Below are 24,881 nucleotides of genomic sequence, written 5' to 3' on the forward strand. Positions count from 1 at the left end.
TCGGGGGCCCCGGAATGAGCAACCCACCCAACGACGGCACCGGCGGACCGGTCGTCGGCGGCCGCTACGAGCTCGGCGAGCTGCTCGGCCGCGGCGGCATGGCCGAGGTCCGCAAGGGCACCGACACCCGCCTGGGCCGCGTGGTCGCGGTCAAGCGGCTGCGCACCGACCTCGCCAGCGACGCGACCTTCCAGGCCCGCTTCCGCCGCGAGGCGCAGTCCTCGGCGTCCCTGAACCACCCCGCCATCGTCTCGGTCTACGACACCGGCGAGGAGCGCGCGCGCCAGGCCGACGGCACCGACGAGGTCGTCCCCTACATCGTCATGGAGTACGTCGCCGGGCGCACCCTGCGTGACATCCTGCGCGAGGGCCGCAAGATCCTGCCCGAGCGGGCCCTCGAGATCACCAGCGGCGTCCTCTCGGCCCTCGACTACAGCCACCGCGCCGGGATCATCCACCGCGACATCAAGCCCGGCAACGTGATGCTCACCCCCGCGGGCGACGTGAAGGTGATGGACTTCGGCATCGCCCGCGCGATGAGCGACGCCCAGTCCTCGATGACCCAGACCGCGGCCGTGGTCGGCACCGCGCAGTACCTCTCCCCGGAGCAGGCGCGCGGCGAGACCGTCGACTCGCGCTCCGACGTCTACAGCGCCGGCTGCCTGCTCTACGAGCTGCTGACCGGGCGCCCGCCGTTCGTGGGCGACTCCCCGGTGGCCGTGGCCTACCAGCACGTCCGCGAGCCCGCCGTACCCCCGTCGCGGCACGAGCACGACCTCACCCCCGACATCGACGCGATCGTCATGAAGGCGCTCGCCAAGCGCGTCGAGGACCGCTACCAGTCGGCCGCCCAGATGCGCGCCGACATCGAGCGCTACCTCGCCGGTCGTCCGGTGCAGGCCGCGGTCGCCGACGCCGGCACCGGCCCGGTCCCCGTCGCCGCGCCCGTGCCGCAGCCGCGCGAGACCCACGCCGAGACCGCGGTCCGGCCCGCCGTGCTGCCGGCCGAGCAGGACCGCCGCAGCCGGGTCGGCCTGTGGGTGCTTCTGGCCGTGCTCCTGCTCGCCCTCTTCGGCACCGCCTTCGTGGTGTGGCCCAAGCTCTTCGACGACACCCCGACCCAGGTCGCGGTGCCCGGCGTGGTGGGCAAGGAGCTCGAGGACGCGCGCACCGAGATCGGCGACGCCGGGCTCGAGAGCGACCAGAGCGCCGTGCAGTGCGACGACCAGATGCCGGAGGGCACGATCGTGAAGCAGGAGCCGGGCGGCGGCGAGTACGTCGACCCCAACTCCGTCGTCACGCTCACCCTCTCCAGCGGTGTGTGCGACTTCCCGATGCCGTCGGTCACCAACAGCCGCCGCGCGCTGGCCATCAAGACCCTCACCGACGCCGGCATCCTCAAGGCCAACATCAGCATCACCCAGTGCGAGTCCGACGACCCGAAGGGCACGGTCGTCCAGCAGACGCCGATCGCCGGCCAGCCGGTCGGCCCCGACGCGATGGTCGAGCTGTGCGTGTCCGAGGGCCCGGTCGAGGTCCCGAACGTGGTCGGCAAGACGCGCGCCCAGGCGGAGAAGCTGATCCGCGACGCCGGGTTCAACCCGATCTTCCGCGACGCGGCCGCCGACGACGACAGCCAGCCGAAGGGCCGGATCACCGAGCAGCTCCCTGCCGGCGGCGAGACCCGCAACCAGGGCGACGACGTGGTCATGTTCGTCTCGATCTACGTCAAGCCGGTCGAGCCGGTCGACACCGACGGCGACGGGCTCTCCGACGAGGACGAGGTCACCGCCGGCACCGACCCGGCGAACCCCGACTCCGACGGCGACGGCATCTCCGACGGCGCGGAGGTCGCGGCGGGCACCGACCCGACCGATCCCACGGACCCGGGTCCGGGCGGCGGCCCGGGCGGCGGTCCCGGCCAGGTCGGCCGGCTCCTGCCGGGGCTGGTGCAGGACTGACCGGAGCCGCTGGGCCGGCGGGGGTCAGCGGCGCAGGGGGCGGGCGTACTGCAGGTCGAGCAGGCCGTCGTACGCCGGCGCCTTGACCCGCTCCTCGGCGTCCATCGTCCAGCCGATCCCGATCTGGGAGTTGAGCGCGTCGGTCCGGAAGCCGCTGACCAGCGGGTCCGCGTCGATCGACCCGAGCAGCGCCGACTGATCGCCGACCGCCTCGATCACGAACGGCTGGGAGTAGGGCACGCCCTGCAGCTGGACCACCGGACCGCGGCACTTGATACCGGTCGTCGAGATCACCCGCTGGCCGGCGATGGTGACCGCGGTCGCGCCGCCGGACCACAGCGCGTTGACCACGGCCTGGATGTCCTGCTGGTGGACGACGAAGCGGTTGAGCTTGAGCTTGTCCTCGGGAGCGGCGTTCTTGTTGAACTCGATCGCCTCGTCGACCAGCTCGTCGGGAGAGTCCGACATGGTGATCCGCAGGCCCTGGCCCTCGCGCGGGGTGAGGCCCGCGGGGTCGCGCAGCTCGGCCACCTCACGGCGGGCCCGGTCGACGCCGCGGTCGCTGACGCCGGCGCCGAGCCGGTCGACCTCGGCCGTCAGCTGGTTGAACCGGTCCTCGACGCCCTGGTAGTCCTTCGCCTCGGCTTCCACGAGACCGGCCAGATCGGTGTAGCGTCCGGGCCGGAGATCGGTGCCGTCACTGTTGGCCGCGGACACGGCGAGCAGGCTGCCGCTGAGCAGCGCCACGACGGGGGTGCCGATCCGCCAGGCCCGCGACCTGCTGGTGCGGTGGCCCGGCGGCGCGCCCGCGTGCGTACCCGTCATACTGACAGTGTCCACCCCCCCACCTACCGAGCGGCCGACACCCCGGCCGAAAGCGATCGAGGAGCCCTGACGTGGCCAAGCTGCCCCGCCTGTCGAAGAACAAGGACGGCGACGTGTTCGCGGACGCCGACCGCGGCCCCGTGGTGAGCCTGCGCTTCGCCATCGCTCTGCTGCTGATCCTCGGTGGCATCGGGTGGATCTTCTACTACTACTTCGGCATCCGGCCGACCGACGGCTTCGGCAGCATCGGCTCCGACGGCAAGCCCAACCAGCCCGGCGGCCCGTCCTTCTTCGCCGACCTCGAGGGCAAGAACTACCTCATCGGCTTCCTCGCGCTCTTCCTCGGCCTCGCCGTCTCCGCGCACCCGAAGACCCCGCTCGGCCGTGGCCGCGGCGTCGTGATCGGGATGCTCGGCTGCTTCCTGATCGGCCTGCTGTGGATCTGCGTGTTCTACATCTTCCTCACGGGCGACAACCCGAAGGACATCGCGATCCTCAACGACCTCGGCCAGAAGAACCTGTTCGTCGGAATCGGCTTCATGGCGGTCGGCTTCACCTTCGCGACCCGCTGGGAGTGAGCCCCTGCTCCCCAGGAGCAACGCGGCGCCGGTGGACCTGGTCCACCGGCGCCGTTCGTTTCCCACAACTTTCTCCCCAGCTGGGGAGAACTACATGGTTGTGATTCCTCCACAGCGGTGGAAAACCCTGGGGACAACCACTCCCCGGGGGTTGAGGTGCGAGGCGCGCTGGCGCCGAGCCTCGAAACCACTGGCCATGCTGCTGGGACTGAGCCCACGAGGGTCGGGTGCAACGGGCCCGGAGGTTTCGAGGCTCCTCGCTGGCGCTCGTCGCACCTCAACCACCGACCTGGCTCACGCGCCGAGGGAGCCCAGGGTGGCGACCCGGAGCGCCACGCCCGCGAGCATCAGGACGCTGAGCACGGTGAGCCCGCCGGCCTGGACCCACGACCGGTGCTGGCCCCTGGGGGCGAACACCAGGATCGCCGCGGCGACGGCGCCGCCCACGAAGCCGCCGAGGTGTCCCTGCCAGGAGACGCCCGGCAGGATGCTGATCACGACGGCCAGGATGATCGTGGTCCGGAAGATCGACAGGTCCGCACCCGAGCGCCAGGCGGCGACCAGGCAGGCGGCCAGCAGCCCGAAGATCACGCCGGAGGCACCGACCGTGAAGGTGTACTCGCCGGAGAGCCAGTACGCCGCCAGCGTGCTCGAGATGCTCGAGACCAGGAAGAGGGCGAGGTAGCGACCCCGGCCGAACAGCCGCTCCACGATCGGGCCGAGCTGCCACAGGGCGAGCATGTTCATGCCGATGTGCCACGGCTCGACGTGGGTGAACGAGCCGGTGACCAGCTGCCACCAGGCACCGTCGTGCAGCCCGGGGATCCAGGTCGACGACGCACCGGCCTCGCAGAACTGCTGCGCGAGGTAGTACTGCGCGTCACCGTCCTGGCACACGCCCCACAGGTGCACGGAGAGCCAGGCGACGACCGGGCTGTCGTTGCCGCCGCTGGCGACGATGGCCAGCCAGACCAGCACGTTGATGCCGATCAGCACGGCCGAGGTGGCGCCCGGGTTCGCGGAGATCACGCCGCCGTACGCCGTCCTGGCCTCGCGCACCGTCTTGCGGCCCTCGGCGATGCACGACGGGCACTGGAAGCCGACCGCGGCGTCCTTCATGCAGTCGGGGCAGATCGGCCGCTCGCAGCGCTGGCAGCGGATCCAGGTCTCGCGGTCGGGGTGCCGGTAACAGGTCGGCACCCCGACCGGAGGGTTGGTCACTGAGGTGTCAGCCCTTGATCTCGACCGACTCGATGACGACCGGCTCGACCGGCTTGTCGTTGCGGCCGGTCGGGACGGCGGCGATCGCGTCGACGACGTCGCGCCCGGCCTGGTCGGCGACCTCACCGAAGATGGTGTGCTTGAAGTTCAGCCACGTGGTCGCGCCGACGGTGATGAAGAACTGCGAGCCGTTGGTGCCCGGGCCGGCGTTCGCCATCGCGAGCAGGTAGGGCTTGTCGAAGGTGAGCTCGGGGTGCGGCTCGTCCTTGAACTGGTAGCCGGGGCCGCCGGTGCCGATGCCGTCGGGGCAGCCGCCCTGGATCATGAAGCCGGGGATGATCCGGTGGAAGGTGCCGCCGTCGTAGAACGGGCCGCTGCCGGCGGAGCCGCCGCGACGGTCCGGGGTGTACGGGCCGTCGGGAGTGACCTCGACCGGGTTGCCCGTCGCCAGGCCGACGAAGCTCTTCACCGTCAGCGGTGCGTGGTTCGGGAACAGGTTGACCGTGATGTCGCCCTTGTTGGTCTTCAGGACGGCCTGCTGGTCTGCCATGGAGTGCCTCGTCTCATGAGCTCGTGGTCGATCGGCCGGTCCAGGATGACCGGCCACTGCTCGATCCTACGAGCACGCCCGAGGCTTGCGCCGTGGACCATGCTGGGAGCGGAGTTCCGTCCCGGCGAGCAGGAGGAGTGAGCAGGATGAAGGTGCTGAAGAAGCTGGTGCTGGTGGGCCTGGTCGGCGCGGCCGTGGCCGCCGTCGCGAAGAAGCTGCAGGGCGGCGGCGCCTCCCAGTGGCAGTCCGCAGGTCCGGGTGGTCCGGGCGCCTGAGACCGGTCAGGTCCGGGCGAGCTCCGGGTGCTCCTCGCGCAGGCGGGCGGCCACCCGGTGCTCGACCCAGAAGATCAGGCCGGGGACCAGCCCGGCGATGAGGAGCAGCGCGAGCTGCGGCAGCGACCACCGCGCGGCGGTGCTGAGCAGGAACGCCACGACCACGTAGGCGATGTAGATGAAGCCGTGGAACATCCAGATCCAGGCGAAGTCCTCGCCGAACTGCTGCAGGTCGGAGCCGACCGCCCACGAGTCCGCAGCGATGATGTGGTGCCCGTACTTGAGGAGCGCGTCCAGGGTGCCGACGAGCAGCAGGACGCCGACAACGAGCGCCAGCACGCGGTAGACGGGGAAGAGCTTGGTCACGGCTCCGAGGGTACGGCCCCGCCCTCGGCGTCCTCGTCCGCGGCCTCCTCGAAGGGGGGCTGCGCCGTGGCCTCGCGCACATGGCGCCACCAGACGAACACGGCGAAGGCAGCGAAGACCCACCACTCGATCGCGTAGAGGATGTTGCGCAGGCCGGTGAACCGGCTCGCCGCGGGGAGCTGGTCGAGGTCGGCGGCGACCACGCCGGCGTCCGCGTCGCTGGGCAGCGTGGCGCGGGCGACCACGTAGGCGCCGTACAGGTCCTGGTCGTCGAGGAGCTGGACCAGGTCGGCCACCCGCAGCCGTGGGATCACCCGGTCGTCGGGGTCGGTGTCGAGGTCCTCGGCCGACTCGGTCGGCTGCAGCCAGCCGGTCACCTCGACCTCGCCGGCCGGTGCGGCCGGGACGTCGTCGATCGGGGTGTCCGCCGGCACCCACCCCCGGACGACGGGCACGGCGGGCTGGTCGGCGGCCCCGACGCTCAGCGGCGTCACGAGCCAGCGGCCCTCGGCACCGTCGGCACCGGTGCGGTCGGCAACCAGGACCGTGCCCTGGTCGAGGAAGGTGCCGCGCACCTCGACCGGACGACCCAGTCCGGCGGTCGGGAACGGGTCGTCGGGCCCGAGGACGTCGGTGATCGGGACCGGTGCGGCCTCGGTCAGGTCGACCTGCTCGGCCGCGCGCCGCTCCTGCCAGGCGTCGTACTGCCAGACGCCCATGCCGGCCGCGAAGCCGACGCACACGAGCGCGAGGAGGTGGGCGCCCCACAGCCGCACGCTCCACCATCGCACCACCCCTGCAGCCTACGAGCGCCGTCGCGGTCCGGCGGCATCGGCCCGTCCAACTGGTATGACCACTTGACCATCGGGCCAGCCCGTCGTACGGTCGTCGGCATGGCACTGCGACCCGTGACCCGCCGCTCCGTGGCCGACCAGGTCTTCGACCAGGTCCTCGACGACGTCCTCGACGGCGAGCTCGCCGTCGGTGAGCCGCTGCCCAGCGAGCGCCGCCTCGCCGAGGTGCTCGGCATCTCCCGCCCCGCCGTCCGCGAGGCGCTGCAGCGGATCGCCCAGACCGGGCTCGTGGAGGTGCGCCACGGCGGCGCCACCATGGTCCGCGACTTCCGGCGCTCCGCGGGCCTGGACCTGCTGCCCCGGCTGCTGGTGCGCGGGGGCCGGCTCGACGCGGCCGTCGCGCGCAGCGTCGTCGAGGCCCGGGCCGAGGTCGGTCCCGGCATCGCCGCCAGGGCCGCCGAGCGGGGCGGCCCGGTCCTCGCGGCCGCCCTCGACCGGGTGATCGAGGAGCTCGCCGCCACCGACGACACCGTCCGGTGGCAGGAGCTCGCCCTCGACTACTGGGACCTACTGGTCGACGGCGCCGACTCCCTCGTCTTCCGGCTGATGTTCAACAGCCTGCGCACCGCCTACGAACCCGCCCTGCCCGTGCTCGCCGCCGTCCTCGGCGAGGAGGTCGGCCAGGTCGAGCCCTACCGGATGCTCGCCGCCGCGGTCCGCGCCGGCGACGCCGCCACCGCCCGCGCCGCCGCGGCCCGGGTGCTGACCCCGACCGCGGACGCCCTGCTCGCGGCGTTCGCCGCCCTGGAGACCACGGAGGAGAGCCGATGAGCCCGCGCGAGGTGCACGCCGCCCAGCAGGTCGCCGCCGACGAGGCGCGCCTCGACGGGAAGTACGTCGGCGAGAGGTCCGCCGGTCGTCGTACCAACGCCACGATGGCGCAGGTCGTCGTCGAGTTCTGGAAGCACCCCAGCCCCTACCTGCTCGGCACCGTGATCGTCGGCGCGCTCGTCGGCCGGGTCCTGTCGGGCCCGGGATCGTGGTGGGAGCTGGCGATCCCGGTCGGGCTCGTCGCGATCCTGCCCTTCGTCGAGTGGGGCATCCACGTCGGCATCCTGCACTGGAAGCCGCGCAAGGTCGCCGGCCTCACAGTCGACCCGCTGCTATCGCGCAAGCACCGCGCCCACCACAGCAACCCCCGCGAGATCCCGCTGGTGTTCATCCCGTGGCAGGTCTCGCTGTACCTCGCGCCGCTCAACGTCCTCGTCTGGTGGCTGGTGATGCCGACGACCTCCTCGATGTTCACGATGCTGCTGTCGGTCTACGTGATCATGGCGACCTACGAGTGGACCCACTACCTGCTGCACAGCGACTACCGGCCGAAGTCGGCGGCGTACCGCAAGATCTGGCGCAACCACCGGCTGCACCACTACAAGAGCGAGCACTACTGGTTCACCGTCACCAGTGCCGGTACGGCGGACCGGCTCCTCGGCACCGCCCCGGACCCGAGCACGGTGCCCACGTCCCCCACCGTCCAGCGGCTGCACGACCTGTCCCTGTAGGAAATCCTGCTGCGGTAGGTATCGCTCCGGCCCCGGTCCTGTGAGGATCGGGGCCGTGCGCATCCACCACCTCAACTGCGCGACCATGCGGCCGGCCCTCGCGCCGCCGATGGTCGCCCACGTCCTGCTCCTCGAGCGCGCCGACGGCCTGGTCCTCGTCGACACCGGCTTCGGCACCGGCGACCTCGCCGACAAGGGCCGTCTCGGCCGGCCCTTCCTCCTCGCCGTCCGGCCGGCACTGGACGCCGGCGAGACCGCCGTCGCCCAGGTGCGGGCCCTGGGTCACGACCCGGCCGACGTCACCGACATCGTGCTCACGCACCTCGACCTCGACCACGCGGGCGGGATCGGCGACTTCCCGAACGCGCGGATCCACGTGCACGCCACCGAGCTCGGCGCCGCGAAGCATCCGTCGATGCGGGAGAAGGCGCGCTACGTCCAGGGCCAGTGGGCCCACCACCCGCTCTGGGTCGAGCACCGCGAGGGCGGCGACGACTGGTTCGGCTTCGCGTCGGTGAAGGCACTGGCGGACGACGTGCTCGTCGTACCCCTGCACGGGCACACGCGCGGCCACTCCGGCATCGCGGTGCGCGGGGACGACGGCCGCTGGCTGTTCCACGCCGGCGACGCGTTCTTCCACGGCGACCAGCTCGCCGACCCGCCGCGCTGCCCGGCCTCGCTCGCGGCCTTCCAGCGGCTGATGGCCGTCGACAACCGCGCGCGGGTCGCGAACCTCGAGCGCCTGCAGGAGCTCGCGGGTGCGCACGGCGACGAGGTCACGATCTTCTGCGCCCACGACAAGGGGCAGTACGACGCGCTGCGCTGAACCCTCACCGCTGGTTGAGGTGCGCCAGCGCCCGTCGCACCTCAGCCAGCGGAGACGCCGAGGCTCCGGCAGACCGCGAAGGGCAGCTGCCGGGTGCGCGTCAGCTCGGCTGCCGCGGCCGGGTCACTGATCGTGTAGCCGAGCCGGCCGGTCGACGGGTCGGCGACGCCGCGGCTCATCACCACCCCGAAGTCCGGGTCGGTCGGGGGCATCACCTCGGCCACGCGGACCCGGTCGAAGGCGTCCGCGCGCTTCGGGCCGAGCTGGACGGTGGCCAGCTCGGCGCCGAGGGCGACCGAGTAGGCGTCCAGCTCGTCGAGCGCGCGCAGCGCGGCGGCGGGCGCCTCGGCGAGCTGGGCCTGCATGCCCGCGCCGAAGACGTCGTCGAAGTCCAGGCAGGACCGGTCGACGAAGGTCGAGATCGCCTCGCGGCCGACCAGGGACTGCACGATCGGCTCGACGCCCCACGACGCCTCGGTGTCGGGCAGGGCGGCGGAGGTGACCAGGTGGCGGTCGGCGTCGACGACCGCGCCCTCGAGCGGACCGATGCCGGCCCTGACCGCGCGCTGGACGGCGGCCATCGCGACGTCGTCGGCGAAGGCGATCACCCAGCCCGACGCACCGCCGGCGTACGACGCCTCCCACGCGACGTCGTCCTGGCCGAAGCCGAAGTCCGCGCGCAGCCGGGCATCCACGGGGCGGAGCAGGCCGGTGGAGAGCGCGTCGCTACGGGCCGCGCGGGCCCAGAAGCGGGTGCGCTGCGGGTCCGGGCTGGCGCTGTCGAGCGAGGCGAACCCGAGGACCAGGCGCAGCTGGTCGAAGTCGGTGACGGTGAGGGTGGTGGCGTCCTCGGGCACGAGCGAGAGGACCGCGGCGGACGGCTCGAGGGAGGCGTCGTACTCCGTGACGACCGCCTCGGGGGCCGGCGCCTCCTGGTAGACCGGCTTCGGATCGCTGCTGCACGCACTGACCAGCAACGCGCACGCCAGCACCACGCTGGACCGGGCTCCCCTCACGGCGCTGAGTCTGCCATGAGGAGAGCCCGGCGGAGGCTCGCGAAGCGCCGGTCAGCGTCCGGTGGCCTGTGCCTCCTGCAGTCCGGCACGCAGCACGGCCGGCATCCGGTCACCGGTCACCGTCGCGGCCCGGCGCTGCAGGGCGGCGGCCGGCTCCGGCTCGGGAGCGGGCACCGGGTCGCACAGCTGGTCGCTGTGGTTGCCCGGACGGCGCCGCGGCAGCTCACCGGTGTCGAGGTAGCGCGCGATGGTGTCGTCGGTGCACGCGATGCCCGACAGCGAGCCCGAGTGGGTGGTGCCGCCGACCCCCTCGATGAGGTACGACGAGGGGAACGCCTTGCGCGTGGCGATCGCCCCGGAGAAGACGGTCGCCGCGTCGTTGGTCTCGCCGATCATCAGGATCCGCGAGGTGACCTGGCGTCCGCTGACCTGGATCGCGGTCCGCGACGGCGCCGGCCAGTTGAGGCAGGGCGCGTTGTACCAGGTGTTGCCCCACGTCAGGAACGGGTGCTTGCGGTGGATCCGCCACGCGTCGCGCTCGGTCCTGCGCCATCCGGGCCAGACCGCGTCGGTGCACTGGACGCCGTTGTAGACCGCGAAGCCGTTGTCGTCGCCCGGGCCGCCGTAGTTGGCCAGGATGTCGGCGCCGTCGCCGGTCTTCACGAGCTTGGCGTAGGCCTCGCCGAGGCCGACCCAGTCGTAGACGTAGTAGCCCGCGCTGAGCATGACGTCGTCGAGCTCGTCGGGACCGAGCTGGCCACCGGCCGCCGGGGTCGCGTCCAGCTGGCGGCGCAGCTGGTAGTAGCCGCGCTTGATCGCGCGCCAGTCGGTGCCGAGGCCGAAGGCCGTGTCGTGGGCGGCCATCCACTTCCAGTAGGTGTCGAGGTTCTTGTCGAACTGCACGTTCTGGTCGAGGTTGGCCTCGTAGAAGGCGTTGTCGGCGTTGAGCACGCCGTCCCACACCATCTTGCCGACCTGCTTCGGGAAGAGCGTCGCGTAGACCTGGCCGAGGTAGGTGCCGTAGGAGAAGCCGTAGTAGTTGAGCTTCTCCTGGCCGGCCGCCTTGCGCAGGCTGTCGAGGTCGCGGGCGACGTCGGTGGTGTGCAGGTGGCCGAGGAGCTCCTTGGCGTCGGCGTCCTTGCACGCGTCGGCGTAGTCGCGGGTGGTCGTGCGCCACCACGCCTTGTCGGCCGCACGCACGGGCACGTAGTTGGGCCGGTCGTAGCCGGCGCCCGGGTAGTCCGGGTCGCAGCTGAGCGAGGGCTCGCTGCTCCCGACGCCGCGCGGGTCGAAGCCGTACCAGTCGAACTTCGCGCCGACGCCGTCCGGGATCGCGCCGCCGAGGATGGAGTAGATCAGGCCGGAGCCACCGGGACCGCCGGGGTTGACCGCGATCATGCCCTTGTAGTCGGGGTCGGTGTGCAGCTTGCGGCTCACCGCGATGTGGATCTTGTCGCCGCCGGGCTTCGCGTAGTCGAGGGGAACCTCGAGCATCGCGCACTCCGCACCGGCCGCCTTGAGCCGGGCGCTCGCGCACTCGCCCCACGCCGGCGCGGGAGGTGTGTACGACGGCAGGCCGTGCGACTTGTCCTTGCCCTGGGCGGTCGGGGCCGCCGTACCGTTCGCCGCCGGGACCACCAGGGCCGCTGCGGTCAGGCCTGACGCGATGATCGTCAGTGCTCTCTTCACGTGTTCATCCCTCCGAGTTGGGTCGTGCCGGGTGACCCGGCCGGATCCGACCCTGCCCCTTTCGGACGCGGGCGTCCACCCCCAAAACAGGAGATATTTCGGCGGATTCAGCTCTTGACCGCAAGGGTGAGCGCGAATTCGCCCGGCTCGTCGGTCCACACCCGCGCGACCGCGAGGCCGGCCGTCTCCAGCTCGGCGGCGATCTTGCTGACGCGGAACTTCGTGGAGATCTCCACCCGCAGCTCCTCCCCCACCGCCAGGTCGAGCACGAGGTCGGCGCCCGGCAGCGTGATCCGCTGGGGCACCTCGGAGCGCAGCCGCATGTCCATCCGCTCCATGTGGGCGTCCCAGAACGGGATGTAGGAGAAGCCGGCCTGGTCGAAGTCGCCGCCGAGCTCGCGGTTGAGGACGGTCAGCGAGTTGCGGATGAACGCCTCCGTCACGCCCTGGCTGTCGTCGTAGGCTGCGATGAGGCGGTCGGCGCTCTTGACCAGGTCGGTGCCCAGCAGCAGAGAGTCGCCGGGCTGGAGAAGGTCGGCGAGGGCACCGAGGAAGGCCTTGCGCTCCTCGAGGTAGAGGTTGCCGATCGTGCCGCCGAGGAAGGCGACCATCCGGCGGCCGCCCTGCGGCAGCTGCGCGAGGTGGAGGGTGAAGTCACCGACGACCGGGACCACCTCGAGGCCGGGGTAGGTGCCGGCGATCTGCTCCGCGGCGCTGCGCAGGGTCGCCTCGGACACGTCGACCGGCGCGAACCTCGCGAGCTGGCCCGTGCTCGTGAAGGCGTCCAGCAGCAGGCGGGTCTTCTCGCTGGTCCCGCTGCCGAGCTCGACCAGCGTCGTCGCGCCGCTCGCCGTGACGATCTCGTCGGCGTGCGCCTGGAGGATCGAGTGCTCGGCGGTGAAGGGGTAGTACTCCGGCAGCCGGGTGATCTCGTCGAACAGCGCCGAGCCGTGGTCGTCGTAGAGCCAGCGGGGCGGCAGGGTCCGCGGGTGGCGGGTCAGCCCGCGTCGTACGTCGTCGACCAGGCTGGCATCCGCCTGCTGCGCGGTCTCGGTGTCGGGCTCGTGGCGGGCGTTCATCGGGGCTCTCCTCCATCGGCGAGGCGGACGCCGGACAGCGCCCAGCGCGCGCCCGGGGGGAAGAAGTTGCGGTAGCTGGCCCGCGCGTGGCCCGGAGGCGTCAGCGCGCAGCCGCCGCGCAGCACCATCTGGTTGGACATGAACTTGCCGTTGTACTCGCCGATCGCGCCCTCGGCCGGGTGGAAGCCGGGATAGGGCAGGTACGCCGACGAGGTCCACTCCCAGCAGTCGCCGAAGGCCTGACGCAGCCGGCCGGTCAGCGCGCCGGCGGCGCGGGGGTGCCAGGTCTCGGTGTCGGCGAGGTTGGCGCCGTCCGGCACCTCCTGCTCATCGGTGCGGACGGCGTGCTCCCACTCCGCCTCGGTCGGCAGCCGCTTGCCCGCCCAGGCGGCGTAGGCGTCGGCCTCGTAGTGGCTGACGTGGCTGACCGGCAGCGCCGGGTCGACCGGGAAGGTGCCGTGGAGAGTGTGCTCGAACCAGACCCCGTCGACCTCGGTCCAGTAGAACGGCGCCTGCCAGCCGTGGGTCCTGACCTGCGCCCACCCGTCGGAGAGCCACAGCTCCGGGCGGCGGTAGCCACCGTCGTCCATGAACGCCCGCCATTCGCCGTTGGTGACCAGCCGGTCGGCCAGCCGGTAGGGCTCCAGGTGCACGCGGTGCAGCGGCAGCTCGTTGTCGAAGGAGAACCCGGCGTCCCGGTGCCCGATCTCGACCAGTCCACCCTCCACCTCGACCCACCCGAGCTCGGTCGCGTCGACGCTCGGCGCCGGGCGGCCGGCGTAGGCGGGCAGGAGCGGGTTGAGCGAGAGGACGTGCTTGATGTCCATCAGCAGCAGCTCCTGGTGCTGCTGCTCGTGGTGGAAGCCGAGCTCGATCGTGCCCGCCAGCTTGTCGATCGTGCCCTGGTCGAGGGTGCTGACGAGGTCGCGGACGCGGTCGTCGACGTTGGCGCGGTAGACCCCGACGTCGTGCGCACCCGGCCGGCTGATCACCCCCCGCTCGGCGCGGTTGTAGCGCGGCCCGACCGCCTCGTAGTAGCTGTTGAAGAGGAACCAGTACTTGTCCTGGAAGGGCGCGAAGCCGGCCTCGTTGTCGGCGAGCAGGAACGTCTCGAAGAACCACGTCACGTGCGCGCGGTGCCACTTGGTGGGCGACACGTCCGGCATCGACTGCACGGTCTGGTCCTCGGGGGACAACGGAGCGGCGAGGAGCTCCGTGTGGGACCTGACCTCGTCGAAGCGGGTCAGGAGGCTGTCTGCCGTCCACGTGGTCGCAGTCATGATTCGAGACTAGGAGGGCCCACCGACAACGGCCAGCCTCGGCGGAGGACGTCAGCATTTGTTCACATCTGGGGACCCCGCTCGGGGCCGTCCGGGGAGATGCTGGCGGCATGACCGACCAGGACCTCGACTTCAGTGACCTCACGGCGACCTTCATCAACTGCACGCTCAAGCGCTCGCCCGACCTCAGCCACACCGGCGGGCTGGTCGACGTGAGCGCCGCGATCATGCGCAAGCACGGGGTCACCGTGCACTCGGTCCGCGCCATCGACCACGACATCGCGACCGGCGTCTACACCGACATGCGCGAGCACGGCTGGGCCACCGACGACTGGCCCGCGCTGCACGAGACGGTGATGGCCAGCGACATCCTGGTCCTGGCCGGGCCGATCTGGCTCGGTGACAACAGCAGCGTGATGAAGCAGGTCATCGAGCGTCTCTACGGCGGCAGCGGCGAGCTCAACGAGCGCGGCCAGTACGCCTACTACGGCCGGGTCGGCGGCTGCCTGATCACCGGCAACGAGGACGGGATCAAGCACTGCGCGATGAACATCCTCTACTCGCTCCAGCACCTCGGCTACACGATCCCGCCCCAGGCCGACGCGGGCTGGATCGGCGAGGCGGGGCCGGGGCCGTCGTACCTCGATGAGGGGAGCGGGGGACCCGACAACGACTTCACCAACCGCAACACCACCTTCATGACGTGGAACCTGATGCACCTGGCCCGGATGCTGCGCCGCCAGGACGGGATCCCGGCGTACGGCAACCAGCGCTCGGCGTGGGACGCCGGGGCGCGCTTCGACCACGAGAACCCCGAGTACCGCTGACCAGCGGCCAGGGCATGTCAGGCAATGCTCGGTGGATGCCGAAGGCGTCCGGCGCGTGCGATGGCAAGGCGCCGGTGCGCAGTCAGACTGGGCGTCTTTCCAGCATCGGCAACGCCGCCAGCGTGCGTGCCGGGCGGCTTCGGCGCCGCCAGGCATTGCCTGACATGCCCTAGCGTGCTGCCGTGGCGAAGGTGCTGGTCGTCGACGACGACCCGACGGTCCGCGAGGTCGCGGTGTCCTACCTGCGCGCCGGCGGCCACCGCGTGGCCGATGTCGGCACCGGCGAGGCCGCGCTCGCGGCCATGCACGCCGAGGGCGCCGACCTCGTCGTCCTGGACCTGATGCTGCCCGGCATCGACGGCCTGGAGGTGTGTCGCCGGCTGCGGGCGCAGGGCGAGGTACCGATCATCATGCTGACCGCGCTCGGCGAGGAGGCCGACCGCGTCGTCGGGCTCGAGCAGGGTGCCGACGACTACGTCACCAAGCCGTTCAGCCCCCGCGAGCTGGTGCTCCGGGTCGACTCGGTGCTGCGCCGCGCCGGCGAGCCCTCCCGGACGCGCACCGAGCCGGTCCACGACGGCGCCCTCGTCGTCGACGGTGGCAGCCGGGTCGCGACGATCAGGGGTACGCCGGTGGCGCTCACCGCGCGCGAGTTCGACCTGCTGCACTTCCTCGTCTCCCACCCCGGCATCGCGCACTCGCGCGAGGAGCTGCTGTCGGAGGTGTGGGGCTGGTCGTTCGGCGACCACTCCACCGTCACCGTCCACGTGCGCCGGCTGCGCGAGAAGGTCGAGGCCGACCCCACCCATCCGGTCCACCTCGTGACCGTGTGGGGCGTCGGCTACCGCTGGGAGGGCTTCGCCCCATGAGCGGCGACCAGCTCCAGGTCGTGCTGATCGCCGCGGGCTGGACCAGCCTCGTCGGGCTCGGCGGCTTCGCCGTCGCGCGGGTCACCGCGCGCCGCTCGCTGCGTCTCGGGCTGGTCCTGGTCGCCCTCGTCGCCGTGGGCGTCGTGGTCGCCGGGGTGGTCGGCACGGCCGACGCCATGTTCATCTCCCCGCACGACCGCGGCGTCGTGCTCCTGGTGTGCCTGGTCGCCGGCCTGGTCGCGGTCGCCCTCGCGTCGGTGGTCGGGGAGGCCGTCGTACGTCGGGCGCGGGACCTGCAGGACGCGGCCCGCCGCTTCGGCGAGACCGGCGAGTACGCCGCCTCCGCCGCCGGCCCCGCCGAGCTGCAGGGCCTCTCGGCCGAGCTCGAGCGCACCAGCGCCCGGCTCCGCGAAGCCCGCCTGCGCGAGCGCCGTCTCGAGGAGTCGCGCCGCGAGCTCGTCGCCTGGGTCTCCCACGACCTGCGCAGCCCGCTGGCCGGCCTGCGCGCGATGGCCGAGGCGCTCGAGGACGGCATGGCCGAGGACCCCGCGCGCTACCACCGCCAGATGCGCTCGGAGGTCGACCGGATCGTCCGCATGGTCGACGACCTGTTCGAGCTGTCCCGCATCCAGGCGGGCCTGCTGCCCGTCGTACCGGCTCGGGTGGACCTGGGCGACATCGTCTCCGAGGCGATCGCCGGCACCACCCCCGTCGCGCGCGCCGCCGGCGTCCGCATCGACGGCAGGGTCGCCCCCGGCACCACCATCACCGCCGACGCCGCCGGCATGTCCCGCGTGGTCGCGAACCTGCTCGTCAACGCCGTGCGCCACACCCCCGCCGACGGCGTCGTCACCGTCTCGGGCCGCGTCACCGACGACGCCGTCGAGCTGTCGGTGCGCGACGCCTGCGGCGGCATCCCCGCCGCCGACCTGCCCCGCCTCTTCGACGTCGCCTGGCGCGGCACCACCGCCCGCACGCCGGAGGTCGACGCCCGCCACGGCGCCGGAGCCGGTCTCGGCCTGGCCATCGTCAAGGGGATCGTCGAGGCGCACCACGGTGCGGTGCGGGTGGCGAACGAGGCGCCGGGCTGCTGCTTCTCGGTCCAGCTGCCGCTGGGAGTGTTCGGCCAGGCGTGACGCCCGTGCTGAAGGCACACTGGGCGCATGGCGATCAACCTGCACGTCGTGCTGTGGCCGATCCACGACTGGCCGACCCTGCGCTCCCACTGGCAGCAGGCCGAGGAGATGGGCTTCGTCGGCGGCTGGGTCTACGACCACCTGGCCTGGCGCGGCCACACCCCCTGGGACGAGGCCACCACCTCCCTCGCCGCCGCCGCAGCCGTGACCGACCGCATCCGCCTCGGCACCCTCGTCACCTCCCCCAACTTCCGCACCCCGATCCCGACCGCCGCCGCGCTCCGGACGATCGACCGCATCTCCGGCGGCCGGCTGACCGTGGGCATCGGCGCGGGAGGGGACTCACCCCAGTCAGACGGCGAGATCCTCGGCCGGACCTGGACACCCCGCGAGCGCGCTGACCGGTTCGCCGAGTACGTCGAGCAGCTCGACGCGCTGCTCAGCGACGTCGGCGTCTCGACTGCGGGTGAGTACTGGACCGCCGCCGACGCCCACATCGGCGCCGGCCTCGTCCAGCGCCCGCGGCCGCCGTTCTGGATCGCCGCCGGCGGCCCGCGCGGCGTACGCCTCGCCGCGCGATACGGCCAGGGCTGGGTGGCGAACCCGAGCTCGGAGGCGCCGTACGAGGAGGTACGACGCCAGAGCGCCCTCTTCGAGAAGGCCTGCGCCGACATCGGCCGCGACGTCACGGGTGTCCCGAGGCTGCTCCTCACCGGCTTCACCGACGAGCCGTGGCTGGAGTCGCTCGACTCCTTCGAGGACCTCGCCGGGCGTTACGCCGAGCTCGGTATCACCGACATCGCGATCCACTGGCCGCGTCCGGACAGCCTGTGGGACAGAGACCCGGCGGTGTTCGAGCAGATCGCCGCCGCCTGTCAGTCGCAGCGTTGACGTCGGCTCCGTCGCCGGCCTGACTACTCCGCGAGAGCGGCGCGCAGCGCGCCGACCGCCTGCGTGATCGCACCCTTCGCGGCGGCGGTGTCGTGCAGCGCGTGGACCATCACGAAGTCGTGCACGGTGCCGAGGTAGCGCGTCGCGGTCACATCGACGCCCGCGCGGCGCAGGTTCGCGGCGTAGGCCTCGCCCTCGTCGCGGAGGACGTCCGCCTCGGCGGTGATGACCAGTGCCGCCGGCAGGCCGGCCAGCTGCTCGGCCGTCGCACGCAGCGGCGAGGCGGTGATCTCAGCACGCTGGGCGGGGTCGGTCGTGTACTGGTCCCAGAACCACTTCATCCCCTCGCGAGCGAGGAAGTAGCCCTCGGCGAAGTCGTGGTAGCTCTGCGTGTCGAAGGCCGCGTCGGTGACGGGGTAGAAGAGGACCTGGAAGCGGAACGCGACGTCGCCGCGCTCCTTGGCTAGCAGGGTGAGTGCAGCGCTCATGTTGCCGCCGACTGAATCTCCGGCGACGGCCATCCGGGCGCCGTCGAGGCCCTTCTCGGAGCCGTGCTGCGTGACCCACTGCGCGACGGCGTACTCCTGCTCGAGCTGGTGGGGGTACTGGAACTCGGGCGCCCGGTCGTACTCCGGGAACACGACAGCCGCGCCGACCCCGACCGCGAGGTCGCGCACCAGCCGGTCGTGGGTGTGGGCGTCGCCGAAAACCCACCCGGCGCCGTGGACGTAGAGGATGACGGGCAGGACGCCGGTCGCCCCCTGCGGCTTCACGATGCGGACCTGCACGGTGCCGGTCGGGCCGCCGGGCACCTCGATCCACTCCTCGTCGATCTCCGGCTTGAAGATCGGCTCGTCCTGGACACCGTCGACCGCGGCACGGCCCTCGGCCACGGGCAGCTGGTAGAGGAAGGGCGGCTCGCTGGTGGCCTCGACGAAAGCCTGGGCGGCCGGCTCCAGCGCGATGTTCTTCGGGTTGGCGGTCATGGCAGCGGCTCCTGGGTGGGGGTGAACGACCAAGGCGATTTACCTTGTGCGCAAGACATTACGTATCCATTACCTTGCGCGCAAGGTATCTGGGCAAGAATCTTTCGCGCAAGGTAGTTGCGCCCTACGCTGGAACCATGGCCAAGCCGAAGCACAGCCTCGACCTCGCCGAGCAGCTGTGCTTCTCGCTCTACACCGCCCAGCGCCTCGTCACCGCGGCGTACCGCCCCCTGCTCGACGCCCTCGACCTGACCTACTCGCAGTACGTCGCGATGCTCGTGCTGTGGGAGTCGGCGCCCCTCACCATGGGCGAGCTCGGCACCCGCCTGGGCCTCGACTACGGCACGGTCACGCCCTTGGTGAAGCGCCTCGAGGCCGCCGGACTGGTCGTTCGTAGCCGCAGCACCGAGGACGAGCGCACCGTCCACGTCGCCCCGACCGACGCCGGCCACGAGCTCCGGGCCAAGGCCGTGGGCATCCCAGACTCGATCGCCGAGGTGATGGCCCTCGAGCCCGCCGAGTTCGCGACTCTCAAGGAGAGCCTCGAGCACCTCAGCGCGAACGTCGCCGGCTCCAACGAGTAAGGGCTCCGCCCGTCTTGGGCGAAGCATCATCGCGCCCGCACAAAGCTGAGATGATCCGGCCGTGACCCCTACCGAGCGACTGCGTGAGCTGGCGCTCAGGCACGCCGCCTTCGCGTGGCTCGACCGCCAGCGCGCCGCCGGCAAGGAAACGTTCTCGCAGGAAGACACCAGCGGCCTCAGTCTGGCTGGCGAGACTGTCCGATTGATGCCCACCCAGCAGGGCATCTGGAAGCCGGGCCAGCTTGCGGCAGCCCTCTCCTTCCGCACGGTCTACCGCCCCGAGGGCAGCGATCGGCCCTACGACGACAACGTCGGCGCTGACGGTTTCTACCGCTACAAGATGCGCGGCGACGACCCAGATCACTACCAGAATCGGGCCTTGCGTGAGGCCATGCTCGAACGCCTTCCGCTGATCTGGTGGCTGGGCGTCCAGGGCGGCGGTTACAGCGCGCTCTACCCGATCTATCTGGTGAACGAGGAGCGTGCCGACCTTCAGTTCATCGTCGACATCGACGCAGTCCCGCAGCCCGACATCGTCTGGCCGTCGGTTGAGCTCGAACTCGACCCGTCGTACCGCCAGCAGCTCACCAAGATGCGCCTCCACCAGCGCCCCTTCCGAGCCGCTGTCCTCCGCGCCTACCGGACGTCGTGTGCCGTCTGCTCCTTCCGCCACAGCGACCTACTCGATGCAGCGCACATCCAAGAGGACGGAGCCGGAGGACGACCCGTCGTCACGAACGGCCTCACTCTCTGCAAGATGCACCACGCGGCGTACGACCGGCGCATCCTTGGCATCACGCCCGACTACCAGGTGCGGATCAACGACGACGTGCTCGCCGAGGTCGATGGACCGATGCTGCGCCACGGCATCCAGGAGTTCCACGGCAAGGGATTGATGGTGCTCCCGGACAGCCCCAGCCAGCGCCCCGACCGGCTCCTGCTCGAAGCCCGCTACCAGGCATTCCTCGATGCGAGCTGACTAGATACCGGGACTGCCGGTTCATCAAGCCTGTCGACTTCGCTCGAACCTGTGCTCACAAGAGCGTGGCGGCAGCGGCGGCGGCGGCGATCAGCAGTAGAACGGCAACGGCCCCGGTCGCGATCAGCGCTCCGTTCGCGAGTGGAGTGATCAGGCGTCGTCTTCGAAGGATCACCGCAATACAAGCCGTTGGGATCGTGCCGGCAATCAGGGCAAGGGCGCTGTGGGTCGAAGTGAAGGTCGTGCTAAGTCCTAGGAAGATGACGACCGCAGAAGCTGTGGTGACTCCAATTCTCGACAGGTGATCCGTCAGAGATCGCGGAACCTCAGTCAGTGTCGGGTCATGTCGCTCGCGCTTCTCGATGAGGCGGCTGAGCGCGCTCCATGCCTCGTCTCGCCAGAGTCCATCGGATCCCGCCGCAGGCTGAGCCCTGATCCATCGCTTGACCTCGCTGCCATGCATCACCGCCGTGCCTCCCACTGACTGCGGCTCGATGGTCTCCGTGCGGTCACCGCCCCAGAGCGCGACGATTCTCGTCACGGGAACGGCATGTGCGGCGAGGAGGGCCTTCAGGTCCGCCCACAGGGTCAGCTTCCGCGCGACTCCTTCGACTTGTTCGCGCGCGGACTGTTGACGATCCATGCCCGGACGATTGCTCCAAGGCTCGGAGCTCCACTTCGTCTCGACGATGAACAGACCCGCGGGAGTCATCAGCACGTGGTCGATGTCGTGCCCCCCAAAGGGCACGCGATTGACCAGATAGCTCGTGGCGTCGCCGCGGATGGCGCGTCGGAGTTCTTGCGCCGTCCATCGTTCGGCTTCGTCGCCCATCATCGCCATCGACGTACTGGTACTGGAGACGGTGATGTTCCAGATGCCAGCAGGTACGCCGGCGGCGATGACGCCGACGATGATGCCCTGAGCGAACGAGTTCGGCATCAGCGGCAGCGCAGCCAGCGGCGTGCACATCAATGGGACGACCAAGAGAATCCGCCAGCGCCGTTGAGCCATCCACTCGTACTGCTTGCGCCGAGCCTTCGCGCGAGCCCAAGAACCGGCTCGATGGTCGCTCGCAAGGGAGCGGACCCTCAGCCGATGACGAAGTCGGGCGTCAACACTCATTCCCAGCAGTCTCAGGCATCTGGTTCACGCCCGTCGTTGGTTTGGGAAACCTCCGCGGCTCGCGCTCCTTCGTCTGCGTCGAGTGCCAGCCCTCATGCCTGCCGTCTGCTGACACGCGAGTAATCTGGCGGGCCGGGACTGCGCGTTCAGTAGCCGCTGCGCAACGAATGAACGGCGTCATTCGGCCGCAAATGGGACAGTCGCCTCTGCACCGAACCCCCTGGGCGACGAGCTCCGACCGGCCTACGCTGCCCAGATGGTCGACCTGAATGCCATCGACGTCGAAGAGCTGGCCTCCGCCCTGGCCGACCAGACCGACTACGACCACCGGTGGCTGATCGACCCGCGGAGCGGGGAGATCGTGTTCTGGACCAGCGATACCGGCATCGACGGCGAGAACTCGGTCGATATTGACGAGCTGGATCACCTGGTCCTCATCGACCCGCTGCCGTCGTACGTCTGGTACCAGGACATGGTCGACTTCGCCGAGGGAATCAGCGACCGCAGGTCGGGCGAGCGCCTGAGCCGCACGCTTCAGGGCAAGGGCGCCTTCAGGCGCTTCAGGAACGAGCTCCATCAACGCCACCCCGACCTGGTGTCGGTGTGGCGCGCCTTCAGCGACGGCCGGGCCGCGGCGCGGGCCGTGCGTTGGCTGGTCGAGGAGGGGATTGTCGACGACGACGACGCGCAGCGGTTCTGCCTGGACAACCCGGAAGCCCAGCTCCCCTGACCCGACGACGGTCAGGTCCGCCGGATCGCTGCACGTGCCACCGCGGCGACCGCGAAGTCGGTGCCCTTGAGCTTGCCCCACCGAGCCCGGGAGGCGCCGGCCAACTGCTGGAGGACGTCAAGGGTCGGACTCCGCGGAGGAGGCGGGGTCAACCGATCACGACCATGGCTCCATCCCAAGTCGTAGAGAAGGTCCGCGGTCTCGTCACGCCAGTGCTCGACCGGTGCCCCGCTGCCTGCGACCGCCAGGACCATCCAGCCGGCCTGGCGCTCGAAGTCCTTGGTGCCGAGCGGCAGACGACCCACGATGTGGGCGAGCAGCGCCTGCGGATCGCCGGCGCAGCGGCGAGCAGCTGCGGTCGGAGTGAGCTGTCCCTTGCGGACGCTGACCAGGCCGAGGGCACGGGCGGTGTCGCGGATCGCGGCGACTGGGTGGGTCAGGTCCTCGCGGTTGGCCTTGCCGATCCACCACTCGGCGATGCCGGTCCGGGTGGCGATCTCCTCGACCACGGCCGGCCGAAGATAGCCGGCGGCCGTGAGGGCAACGCCGTCGCCGACGATGTCGAGGAAGGTCCGGTAGGTCTCGGTCAGGCTCGCGGCCTGCGCATCGCCGATGTCGACGGATCCGTGGGAGAGCGGGCGTCCGAGGACCTCCCGCAGTGCTGTGATCCCACGTCGTTCGAGCCGGTCGGCCAGCTCGGCCAACTCGCCGCCGACGCCGGCCGGTTCGGCGGTCGCCATCGCCAGCGACTCGTTCACCTCGTCGAGGTCGAAGTTGTCCGGGTGCCACTCGACGGGAAGCCAGTCCCGACCGTGCTCGGCGTCCTCGAACGACTGCGGCAGGAGCGCGTCGTCGTACCCGCTGCGCACCCAGGCGGCGATCTCGCCGTACCCCCAGATCCCGCCGCAGTCCTCGGGCGGACAGGCCATCCGCCCGGAGGTGCAGCGCACGGTGGCGGGCGGATCATCGAGGACCGCCTCGACGACGAGCTTGTGGTCCCACCCGTCACCGAAGTCGTACTCGTACCAGAGCTCGTCGCCCTTCGCGGCGAGGAGCTGGTCGAGACGTACGTCGGCCTCGGGCATGCCCTCGTCGCCCTCGTCGAGGTCGAACTCGGTCGCGAAGTGCGCCGACCGGTGGTCGTTGCTCATACGGAAGCGGTGGAGGTGGGAGTCGTACCAGCCCATAGCGGCTTGGATCGCGACGTGCACCTGCGGCAGCGTCAGGTCGCCGGGTAGCTCGAGGCGACGCCAGATGGGCGGCTTGGCTCCGTGGAGGTCGAGCCGGACGCGGAATCCGCGCACCCGCTCCGGGACGGGCAGCAACGCGGGCCGTTCGTCGCGCTTCAGCTTCTCGAAGATGCTGGTGACCTGGCCGTTCATCAAGGCGTCGAGGAGCGCCTTGCCCTCCTCGGGAGTGGCGCCGGCCATCAGCTGCTTCACGAGGTGCTGGACGTCGGTCTTGTCGGCCACGGCGACAGTCAACCATCGGCTCCCCAAGCGTTCAGCCGTGACACCCAGACCACCGTTGACTGCGGATTCGTCTGCGCCATCGCCGTGCCGGTTCGACCCTGGACCGACTACGCGCCTGATCGGCGCAGGGGGCGTGATCGGGGAGAGTCATCGCCTGGACCGTGCTACCTCCACCGCCCTAGGCGATCAGGTCGTGCGTCTGGTCGCTTCTTCGACCAAGGCTGCTGAAGCTCGCATGGCTGCCCTGCGGTCACTCTCCTTGAGGAGATCCTTGCCGTAGTGAGCAGCCGGCTTGAAGGCGATCAGAGTGCGTAGGTGCTTGGCCGCCTCGGCGTCGTGGCGGGCCACCAGGTCGGCAGCGGCGGAGTGGTCCGTTCCTGAGTAGCGTTCGCCCCCCGCGGCGGCGCAGATCGCGTCGCTGGCCGCAATGCCTGCCAAGACGCAGAGCCCGACGCACACATTGATCGCTGCACCGTCTTCGACCTCGGCAACCTCAGCGATCTCGCGGTACTTCTGCGCCACGATGCGTCGGGCACGCCCCCAGGGCAGGTCGGCCGGCTTGGTGGCGAGCTTCTTCGGGCTCACCGGTTGCCCTTCTTCCTGCCCCGGAGGGCGGAGGCGATGACCTCGGCGGGAGCGGGACCCAGGAGGACAATCCCGTCGTCACGGATGGAATCGAGGACCGGCTCCTCGCCTCGAGCCGCGTCGGCCAGCTCGCTGAGTGACATCGAGAGGAACTCGACCCGGTTGCCGGACCACATCAGGACGTCGTCTGCCCATGTCCTGAGTTGATTGGTCCACGACTCGTCGTGACGGTCGATGCCGTCGGAAGTCACGACGAAGACGTCGATGTCGGACTCCGGGCCCCCTTCGCCTCGTGCGAACGATCCGAAGACGCACACGTGGACGGGTGCAGGTTCCCAACCGGTGAGTCCGTCCTGCATTCGGGTCAGCAATTCCGCGCGGGCTGAGGTGGCGGACAGAACGGCTTCGGCAAGGACGTGGTGCCGGTTCAGTCGGTACATGTGGCCGCGGTTCGCAGGCTCAGCGATCACGAGCCCGTGGAGGGTGAGCCGGTCCAGTGCCAGAGACAGGCCAGCTCGAGACCCGCGTCTGGCAAGACGTTGGACCGTGGTGGCGCTGAGCGCGCCTTCGGTGCCGACGAGCACCGCCAATACTGCGCCGTCCAGGGAAGGGATCAACGACTGGGTCGGATCGGAGAGGTCCACCCGCCCCATTGTGCCAGTATTCTGACGCAATGC

At 70.9% G+C, this 24,881-nt stretch carries 27 protein-coding genes; 13 read left to right on the forward strand and 14 right to left on the reverse strand.

Going from position 1 to position 24,881, the window contains the following annotated elements:
• Window positions 1-14 precede the first annotated feature (14 nt).
• Window positions 15-1,961 (forward strand): Stk1 family PASTA domain-containing Ser/Thr kinase, encoded by a 1,947-nt coding sequence (pknB, locus tag ASE20_RS17165; protein WP_157538542.1) that lies wholly within the window; start codon window positions 15-17, stop codon window positions 1,959-1,961.
• 24 nt (window positions 1,962-1,985) lie between these two features.
• On the opposite strand, the gene ASE20_RS17170 is transcribed toward pknB, so the two are convergent.
• Entirely contained in the window at window positions 1,986-2,786 is an 801-nt protein-coding gene (locus ASE20_RS17170; protein WP_056895799.1) for a DUF881 domain-containing protein, read from the reverse strand.
• Window positions 2,787-2,857: 71 nt separating this feature from the next.
• On the opposite strand from ASE20_RS17170, the gene ASE20_RS17175 reads away from it, so the two are divergent.
• Entirely contained in the window at window positions 2,858-3,364 is a 507-nt protein-coding gene (locus ASE20_RS17175) for a cell division protein CrgA (protein ID WP_082612517.1), read from the forward strand.
• Window positions 3,365-3,658: 294 nt separating this feature from the next.
• Here the strand turns inward: ASE20_RS17175 and ASE20_RS17180 are convergent, their stop codons facing one another.
• Together ASE20_RS17180 and ASE20_RS17185 are read right to left on the reverse strand one after the other, a co-directional pair.
• Window positions 3,659-4,585, reverse strand: coding sequence for a rhomboid family intramembrane serine protease (locus ASE20_RS17180; RefSeq protein ID WP_056895800.1), 927 nt, complete (start codon window positions 4,583-4,585; stop codon window positions 3,659-3,661).
• Window positions 4,586-4,592: 7 nt separating this feature from the next.
• Window positions 4,593-5,135, reverse strand: coding sequence for a peptidylprolyl isomerase (locus ASE20_RS17185; RefSeq protein ID WP_056895801.1), 543 nt, complete (start codon window positions 5,133-5,135; stop codon window positions 4,593-4,595).
• A gap of 137 nt (window positions 5,136-5,272) precedes the next feature.
• On the opposite strand from ASE20_RS17185, the gene ASE20_RS24820 reads away from it, so the two are divergent.
• The gene (locus ASE20_RS24820; RefSeq protein ID WP_157538543.1) at window positions 5,273-5,410 is read left to right on the forward strand and encodes a hypothetical protein; all 138 of its coding nucleotides are present in this window, start codon (window positions 5,273-5,275) and stop codon (window positions 5,408-5,410) included.
• Window positions 5,411-5,416: 6 nt separating this feature from the next.
• Here the strand turns inward: ASE20_RS24820 and ASE20_RS17190 are convergent, their stop codons facing one another.
• Together ASE20_RS17190 and ASE20_RS17195 are read right to left on the reverse strand one after the other, a co-directional pair.
• Complete coding sequence (locus ASE20_RS17190; RefSeq protein WP_056895802.1) at window positions 5,417-5,776, reverse strand: DUF3817 domain-containing protein; 360 nt, start codon at window positions 5,774-5,776, stop codon at window positions 5,417-5,419.
• Window positions 5,773-6,570 carry an SURF1 family protein gene (locus tag ASE20_RS17195; protein ID WP_157538544.1) on the reverse strand — a complete coding sequence of 266 codons (798 nt, stop codon included), beginning with the start codon at window positions 6,568-6,570 and terminating at the stop codon, window positions 5,773-5,775. Before ASE20_RS17195 ends, ASE20_RS17190 begins: the two co-directional genes overlap by 4 nt.
• Before the next feature lie 99 nt (window positions 6,571-6,669).
• Between ASE20_RS17195 and ASE20_RS17200 the strand changes: the two genes are divergently transcribed.
• From ASE20_RS17200 to ASE20_RS17210, 3 genes are read left to right on the forward strand one after another with little or no spacing between them, the layout of a single operon-like run.
• Complete coding sequence (locus ASE20_RS17200) at window positions 6,670-7,401, forward strand: FadR/GntR family transcriptional regulator (protein ID WP_056895804.1); 732 nt, start codon at window positions 6,670-6,672, stop codon at window positions 7,399-7,401.
• Window positions 7,398-8,132, forward strand: coding sequence for a sterol desaturase family protein (locus tag ASE20_RS17205; protein WP_056895805.1), 735 nt, complete (start codon window positions 7,398-7,400; stop codon window positions 8,130-8,132). Before ASE20_RS17200 ends, ASE20_RS17205 begins: the two co-directional genes overlap by 4 nt.
• Before the next feature lie 55 nt (window positions 8,133-8,187).
• Window positions 8,188-8,958 carry an MBL fold metallo-hydrolase gene (locus ASE20_RS17210; RefSeq protein ID WP_056895806.1) on the forward strand — a complete coding sequence of 257 codons (771 nt, stop codon included), beginning with the start codon at window positions 8,188-8,190 and terminating at the stop codon, window positions 8,956-8,958.
• A gap of 41 nt (window positions 8,959-8,999) precedes the next feature.
• Here the strand turns inward: ASE20_RS17210 and ASE20_RS17215 are convergent, their stop codons facing one another.
• The 4 genes from ASE20_RS17215 to egtB form a co-directional block, all read right to left on the reverse strand.
• Window positions 9,000-9,974: a hypothetical protein gene (locus ASE20_RS17215; protein ID WP_157538545.1), complete on the reverse strand. Its 975-nt coding sequence runs from the start codon at window positions 9,972-9,974 to the stop codon at window positions 9,000-9,002.
• Between the two features lie 51 nt (window positions 9,975-10,025).
• On the reverse strand, window positions 10,026-11,663 hold the full coding sequence (locus ASE20_RS17220) for an alpha/beta hydrolase (RefSeq protein WP_056895808.1): 1,638 nt from the start codon (window positions 11,661-11,663) through the stop codon (window positions 10,026-10,028).
• A 107-nt stretch (window positions 11,664-11,770) separates the two neighbouring features.
• Complete coding sequence (egtD, locus tag ASE20_RS17225; RefSeq protein ID WP_056895809.1) at window positions 11,771-12,742, reverse strand: L-histidine N(alpha)-methyltransferase; 972 nt, start codon at window positions 12,740-12,742, stop codon at window positions 11,771-11,773.
• A complete protein-coding gene (egtB, locus tag ASE20_RS17230) occupies window positions 12,739-14,022 on the reverse strand; it encodes an ergothioneine biosynthesis protein EgtB (protein WP_056895810.1) in 1,284 nt (427 codons plus the stop codon). The genes egtD and egtB overlap by 4 nt, the downstream gene beginning before the upstream one ends.
• 110 nt (window positions 14,023-14,132) lie before the next feature.
• Here egtB and ASE20_RS17235 point away from each other — a divergent pair, with 110 nt between their 5' ends.
• The 4 genes from ASE20_RS17235 to ASE20_RS17250 all read left to right on the forward strand — a co-directional run bounded on the left by ASE20_RS17235 (window position 14,133) and on the right by ASE20_RS17250 (window position 17,745).
• A complete protein-coding gene (locus tag ASE20_RS17235; protein WP_056895811.1) occupies window positions 14,133-14,849 on the forward strand; it encodes a flavodoxin family protein in 717 nt (238 codons plus the stop codon).
• 182 nt (window positions 14,850-15,031) lie between these two features.
• On the forward strand, window positions 15,032-15,718 hold the full coding sequence (locus ASE20_RS17240) for a response regulator transcription factor (protein ID WP_056895812.1): 687 nt from the start codon (window positions 15,032-15,034) through the stop codon (window positions 15,716-15,718).
• Window positions 15,715-16,854: a sensor histidine kinase gene (locus ASE20_RS17245; RefSeq protein ID WP_056895813.1), complete on the forward strand. Its 1,140-nt coding sequence runs from the start codon at window positions 15,715-15,717 to the stop codon at window positions 16,852-16,854. The genes ASE20_RS17240 and ASE20_RS17245 overlap by 4 nt, the downstream gene beginning before the upstream one ends.
• A gap of 27 nt (window positions 16,855-16,881) precedes the next feature.
• Window positions 16,882-17,745: an LLM class flavin-dependent oxidoreductase gene (locus ASE20_RS17250; RefSeq protein WP_056895814.1), complete on the forward strand. Its 864-nt coding sequence runs from the start codon at window positions 16,882-16,884 to the stop codon at window positions 17,743-17,745.
• A 23-nt stretch (window positions 17,746-17,768) separates the two neighbouring features.
• Here ASE20_RS17250 and ASE20_RS17255 read toward each other — a convergent pair whose 3' ends face one another.
• A complete protein-coding gene (locus ASE20_RS17255; RefSeq protein ID WP_056895815.1) occupies window positions 17,769-18,731 on the reverse strand; it encodes an alpha/beta hydrolase in 963 nt (320 codons plus the stop codon).
• A 137-nt stretch (window positions 18,732-18,868) separates the two neighbouring features.
• Here ASE20_RS17255 and ASE20_RS17260 point away from each other — a divergent pair, with 137 nt between their 5' ends.
• A complete protein-coding gene (locus ASE20_RS17260) occupies window positions 18,869-19,315 on the forward strand; it encodes a MarR family winged helix-turn-helix transcriptional regulator (protein WP_056895816.1) in 447 nt (148 codons plus the stop codon).
• A 61-nt stretch (window positions 19,316-19,376) separates the two neighbouring features.
• Window positions 19,377-20,294 (forward strand): HNH endonuclease, encoded by a 918-nt coding sequence (locus ASE20_RS17265; protein ID WP_056895817.1) that lies wholly within the window; start codon window positions 19,377-19,379, stop codon window positions 20,292-20,294.
• A gap of 55 nt (window positions 20,295-20,349) precedes the next feature.
• On the opposite strand, the gene ASE20_RS17270 is transcribed toward ASE20_RS17265, so the two are convergent.
• Window positions 20,350-21,417, reverse strand: coding sequence for a nuclease-related domain-containing protein (locus tag ASE20_RS17270; RefSeq protein WP_082612518.1), 1,068 nt, complete (start codon window positions 21,415-21,417; stop codon window positions 20,350-20,352).
• A gap of 256 nt (window positions 21,418-21,673) precedes the next feature.
• Here ASE20_RS17270 and ASE20_RS17275 point away from each other — a divergent pair, with 256 nt between their 5' ends.
• On the forward strand, window positions 21,674-22,147 hold the full coding sequence (locus tag ASE20_RS17275) for a UPF0158 family protein (protein WP_056895819.1): 474 nt from the start codon (window positions 21,674-21,676) through the stop codon (window positions 22,145-22,147).
• 11 nt (window positions 22,148-22,158) lie between these two features.
• On the opposite strand, the gene ASE20_RS17280 is transcribed toward ASE20_RS17275, so the two are convergent.
• The 3 genes from ASE20_RS17280 to ASE20_RS17290 all read right to left on the reverse strand — a co-directional run bounded on the left by ASE20_RS17280 (window position 22,159) and on the right by ASE20_RS17290 (window position 24,848).
• Window positions 22,159-23,619: a plasmid pRiA4b ORF-3 family protein gene (locus ASE20_RS17280; protein ID WP_225869130.1), complete on the reverse strand. Its 1,461-nt coding sequence runs from the start codon at window positions 23,617-23,619 to the stop codon at window positions 22,159-22,161.
• Between the two features lie 186 nt (window positions 23,620-23,805).
• Entirely contained in the window at window positions 23,806-24,204 is a 399-nt protein-coding gene (locus ASE20_RS17285; RefSeq protein ID WP_056895820.1) for a hypothetical protein, read from the reverse strand.
• A complete protein-coding gene (locus ASE20_RS17290) occupies window positions 24,201-24,848 on the reverse strand; it encodes a nucleotidyltransferase domain-containing protein (RefSeq protein ID WP_162261025.1) in 648 nt (215 codons plus the stop codon). The genes ASE20_RS17285 and ASE20_RS17290 overlap by 4 nt, the downstream gene beginning before the upstream one ends.
• Window positions 24,849-24,881: the final 33 nt, after the last annotated feature.

It is taken from the genome of Nocardioides sp. Root240, assembly GCF_001428825.1.
Taxonomy (GTDB): domain Bacteria; phylum Actinomycetota; class Actinomycetes; order Propionibacteriales; family Nocardioidaceae; genus Nocardioides.